This is a genomic window from Phocaeicola intestinalis (genome assembly GCF_014837065.1).
GTDB lineage: Bacteria > Bacteroidota > Bacteroidia > Bacteroidales > Bacteroidaceae > Phocaeicola > Phocaeicola intestinalis.
Window position 1 is genome coordinate 1 of record NZ_JACSPP010000107.1, and the last position, 5,127, is coordinate 5,127.

Below are 5,127 nucleotides of genomic sequence, written 5' to 3' on the forward strand. Positions count from 1 at the left end.
TCTCTGGATATTTGGATTACAACATAGAAGAAGCTGTTTTGAATTTCTCCAAAAAGTTTTTCTTGGCTTGATGTATCCGTTTCCGTGTGTGCTTTGGGTGATTTTTTGGTCCTTTGCGCGGTATGAAAATGTGCATTTTGTATATGCCACGTAGCAGAGACGATGTGCACATCGTCTCTACAAAAGCGGTGCGAAATGTTCAAGAAAATGCACAAATTCATACCGCGCATGGTATAATATCAAAATAGTAAAGAGTAAATTACAATATGAATACCGCAATGAGCCAATGTAGGGACGGTGTCCGCCCGCCCGTATGCGCCTGCGTGGATGTATTCGGGCAGGCAAACCCTTCCCTACAAGTTAATTGGCAAGATGCGGAATTCATTAAAATATTCTACGTGCTGATTGGGGGTAAACAGGTGAAAAACACGTCTTATCGGCATCAGGAGACGTGCGCCTCACCATGTATATGTGAAAAAATCCGCTCAAGAATACACAGAATAAGAAAAAACGGTTATCTTTGCTTTACATTAACCTCAAAAACGACAAATATCATGTTTACAATTCAAGCAAACCCGTCCGGCACACGGACTATGGAAATATCAGAAGAACACCTGAAAACCATTGAAAAATATGCCTTGTTCCAACACCTGATAGACAGCAACGGCATTGTAGACGAATCGGTTCTGGACAAACTGAAACTGAACGTGCGTTCGCTCATCGTTTCTTCTGAAGGTAATTGCAAAGACCTGCTCGACCTGTGCATTGATGTGATTTATCACAACAACATGAAAGCATTTGGCCTGTATCAGCTTATCCAGCTGTACATCAAATGGCAACGTGAGCAGGAAGGCAGCCTTAGCCCCGAACTGCTGAACGAACCTCTGAACTGAGAAACTGTTTTGAATTTCTACATTCACACGGAGGGCACGGAGATAAACAGATAAACAAAAAGAGAGTCTTTCTGTGTCCTCCTTATGATGAAAACCTCAAACCCTGAAATCTCCCAATGACAAACAAAACCTATCAACTGACAGACTGGCTACCTACGACAAAAAAAGAAGTGGAACTGAGAGGCTGGAACGAACTGGATGTCATCTTATTCAGCGGAGACGCTTATATCGACCATCCTTCGTTCGGTGCTGCCGTCATCGGGCGTATTCTGGAAGCAGAGGGACTGAAAGTAGCCATTGTGCCCCAACCTAACTGGCGTGACGACCTGCGTGACTTCAAAAAGCTGGGGCGCCCACGCCTGTTCTTCGGTATAAGCGCCGGAAGTATGGACAGCATGGTAAACAAATATACTGCCAACAAACGGTTGCGGAGCGAAGATGCCTATACCCCCGACGGAAGACACGACATGCGGCCGGAATATCCGAGCATAGTATATACACGCATCCTGAAAGAACTGTATCCGGATGTACCCGTCGTGCTGGGAGGTATCGAAGCATCCCTGCGCCGCCTGACGCATTACGACTATTGGCAAGATAAAGTATGCCCTTCTATCCTGATAACTTCAGGTGCCAACCTGCTGATATACGGCATGGGCGAAAAGCCCATAACCGAACTGTGCCGGCACATGAAAACATGCGGCACGCCACTACCCACCGACATTCCACAAACGGCTTATCTGGCCGACCGGAAAAGTTTTGCTGCAGAAGAAACAGACCTGCACCTCTTCTCGCATGAAGAATGCCTTGCCGACAAACGTAAACAGGCGCAGAACTTCCGCCACATCGAAGAAGAATCGAACAAATATGAAGCATTGCGTATTTGGCAGGAAACAGGCGATAAGGTAGTAGTCGTAAATCCACCTTATCCACCCATGAGCCAAAAAGAACTGGACCATTCGTTCGACCTTCCTTATACACGCTTGCCTCATCCGAAATACAAAGGCAAGCGCATCCCTGCATACGATATGATTAAATTCTCGGTCAATATCCACCGGGGATGTTTCGGAGGCTGCGCATTCTGTACCATATCGGCACACCAAGGAAAATTCATCGTGAGCCGAAGCAAGGAAAGCATTCTGAAAGAAGTAAAAGCAATTACAGAAATGCCCGACTTCAAAGGTTACCTAAGCGATTTGGGCGGACCATCTGCCAACATGTATGCCATGCATGGCAAAGATGAAAAGTTGTGTCACAAGTGCAAACGCCCTTCGTGTGTGCACCCGAAAATTTGTCCGAACCTGAATACCGACCATCGCCCGCTACTGGACATCTATCACAGCGTGGATGCCTTGCCCGGCATCAAAAAGAGTTTCATCGGAAGCGGAGTGCGCTACGACCTGTTATTACATCAAAGCAAAGACCCTGAAGTAAATCGGAGTGCAGCACAGTATACGCGCGAACTCATCGTACGTCATGTAAGCGGACGGCTGAAAGTAGCTCCTGAACATACAAGCCCACGGGTATTGGACATCATGCGCAAACCTCCGTTCGAACAATTCTATGAATTCAAACGAATCTTCGACCGCCTGAACCGTGAATTGAACCTGCGCCAACAGATTATTCCCTATTTCATCAGCAGTCATCCCGGATGTACAGAAGAGGACATGGCCGAACTTGCCGTCATCACTAAAAAGCTGGACTTTCATTTAGAACAGGTACAAGACTTTACACCTACTCCCATGACTGTCGCAACAGAAGCCTGGTACACAGGTGTGCATCCATACACACTGGAACCCGTTTTCTCGGCAAAAACACAGAAAGAAAAGTTGGCGCAACGTATGTTCTTCTTCTGGTATAAGCCTGAAGAACGGCGCAAAATCATTGCCGAACTGAAACGGATAGGGAGAAGCGACCTGATAAAGAAACTGTATTGATACTGTTCTGCCCCCAAAAGGTGTGTCAAGACAAACAGACACACCTCCAACACTCAGCTGTTTATTTATGCAAAATACGTACTGGCATCAGCCGGTAAAGCATCTTGCGGGTCATGATTTTATGATTCAAGAAATTCACAATATAACCAGTAATAAGTGCTGCTACAACCGATCCTTCACGTACACCTTCAATACTTCGAGTAAAACCTAACGAAAGAAGCACAGCTATCAGAACCAACGTTACATCGAAACCAACCTTTACATTACCGAATTCCTTATGCAAACGGCGAGAAAGATATTTCACTGTTCCTTCGGCACTCATCATCGCTACCTTAGGCTTGATTTCGAACACCACACCTACCGACTGAACCAGACATCCCATCAACAAAACTCCTATTGACATCAGGTAACCCGTAGTATGCAACTCTGAAGTAAGCCACATGTTCAAATCAATAAATGCAGAAAATACGAACGACAAGGGTATCTGAAGCAAGATTTCTACCACATCTTTACGCGTACCGTACCTACCCCGGATAAGCCAAAGCTGAATCAGTACCATCAGCATATTGGTGATAAATGTCCATGTTCCCAAGGTAAGCGGAGTATTCAGACTCAACACGTAATTGGTACTGGAAATGGGGGTGGTTCCTAATGCCGAATGCACAATCAATACGATTCCCATTGCCAAGAAATACAGACCTAAAATAAAAACCAAATACCTTTTAATCAAACTTTCCTTTTCCATATCGCTTTATGAAACTATTTATATTTGCATGCAAAGGTACTGTTTTTCTGGGAAAAACGGATAAGACATTCAGAGTTTGTGGAATAAAAAAATCGGGTACAAGGACACTTTTCTATTTAATAAATGTCCGCAATTAGCCAATCCGTTTGAGTTGCAAACGCAGTAGTACTGCGTTTGCCGATGAAGATATATTCGTAGGCGGATGCAGTATATATTCAACCGCGAATGCAGTATATATTCATTTTTCAGGGGTATATATTGGCTAAAGGACATTCATTTCTATTTACGGTATCCTTGCGTCCCGATTTCTTCTCTTATTGTTTCGTTACAACGGCTTATACTCTACAAACGCCTCCATCGCCTCGTAGCAGGCAAGCCCTAATTTGTCGTAAAGCGAAGCTGTGCCACGGTTGCGGTCTTCGCTGCGTTGCCAGAAGAGGCGCTCGTCATTGCCCAGGAACGGGGCACTCTCCATCTGAGACTGGTGCTTCAGGATGGAATTCCGTTTCGCACGAAGCTCTTCGGGACTAAAAGGAACAGCCATCTCGATGTTCTCGATTTCCCATTCCGCCCATGCCCCGCGGTACATCCAGATGCGGCAATCCTTCAACCATGCGGCACCGGCATTCTTTTCCTCGTCAATAGCAGCCAGAACGGCATCAGTACATACACGGTGCGTGCCGTGCGGGTCGGCAAGGTCGCCGGCTACATAAATCTGGTGCGGCTGTACTTCCTGCAACAGCTTCTGCACAATATGTACGTCCGTCTCGCTAATGGGGTTCTTCTCGATGCGTCCCGTCTCGTAGAAAGGAAGGTCGAGGAAGTGCACATGGTCCAGCGGGATGCGGTTGTACGTGCATGCCGTGCGTGCCTCTCCCCTACGTATCAGCCCCTTTATGGTCAGGATATCCCGCGTATCGATGTCGCCTTCCTTCTTCTGAAGCAGGAACTGCTTGATTTCGGAATACATCCGACGGATAGTCTCGTTCTGGTTTTCATCGAACAACTGGTTGAAACCATTGATGAAATGCATGAAACGTACCACTTCCTCATCGCCCACGGCAATGTTGCCCGATGTCTCGTATGCCACATGCACGTCGTGACCCTGCTGCACCAGACGGCGGATAGTGCCTCCCATCGATATCACATCATCATCGGGATGAGGCGAAAAGACCACAACCCGTTTAGGGAACGGTTTGGCACGCTCCGGACGGTAGGTGTCATCCGCATTGGGCTTGCCGCCGGGCCAGCCGGTGATGGTATGCTGCAGGTCGTTGAATATCTTGATGTTCACATTATAGGCAGAGCCGTAAAGCACCAGCAGCTCGCTCAAGCCGTTCTCGTTGTAATCCTTGTTGGTCAGCTTCAGAATCGGTTTTCCGGTCAAAAGGCAAAGCCACACGATGGCACTCCGGATCAGCTTGTCCGTCCATTCGCAGCTGGTCACCAGCCACGGGCGCTGGATACGGGTCAGGTGGGAAGCAGCGGGCAAGTCGATGCAGACGGTCGCATTCTGGTGCATCTGGAGGTAAGAAGCGGGAAGCGTATCCGAAAT

Annotated in this window: 4 protein-coding genes; 2 read left to right on the forward strand and 2 right to left on the reverse strand. The window is 47.2% G+C overall.

The window, feature by feature from the left end; genetic code table 11:
* Positions 1-554 precede the first annotated feature (554 nt).
* Complete coding sequence (locus H9625_RS17010; RefSeq protein WP_022040324.1) at positions 555-893, forward strand: hypothetical protein; 339 nt, start codon at positions 555-557, stop codon at positions 891-893.
* A gap of 116 nt (positions 894-1,009) precedes the next feature.
* Complete coding sequence (locus H9625_RS17015; protein ID WP_022040325.1) at positions 1,010-2,827, forward strand: YgiQ family radical SAM protein; 1,818 nt, start codon at positions 1,010-1,012, stop codon at positions 2,825-2,827.
* A gap of 61 nt (positions 2,828-2,888) precedes the next feature.
* Here H9625_RS17015 and H9625_RS17020 read toward each other — a convergent pair whose 3' ends face one another.
* Together H9625_RS17020 and H9625_RS17025 are read right to left on the reverse strand one after the other, a co-directional pair.
* Positions 2,889-3,572, reverse strand: a complete 684-nt coding sequence (locus H9625_RS17020; protein WP_022040326.1) for a YczE/YyaS/YitT family protein — start codon at positions 3,570-3,572, stop codon at positions 2,889-2,891.
* 325 nt (positions 3,573-3,897) lie between these two features.
* Positions 3,898-5,127: PIG-L family deacetylase (locus H9625_RS17025; RefSeq protein ID WP_191765508.1), on the reverse strand; the 1,230-nt coding region annotated here is incomplete at its 5' end.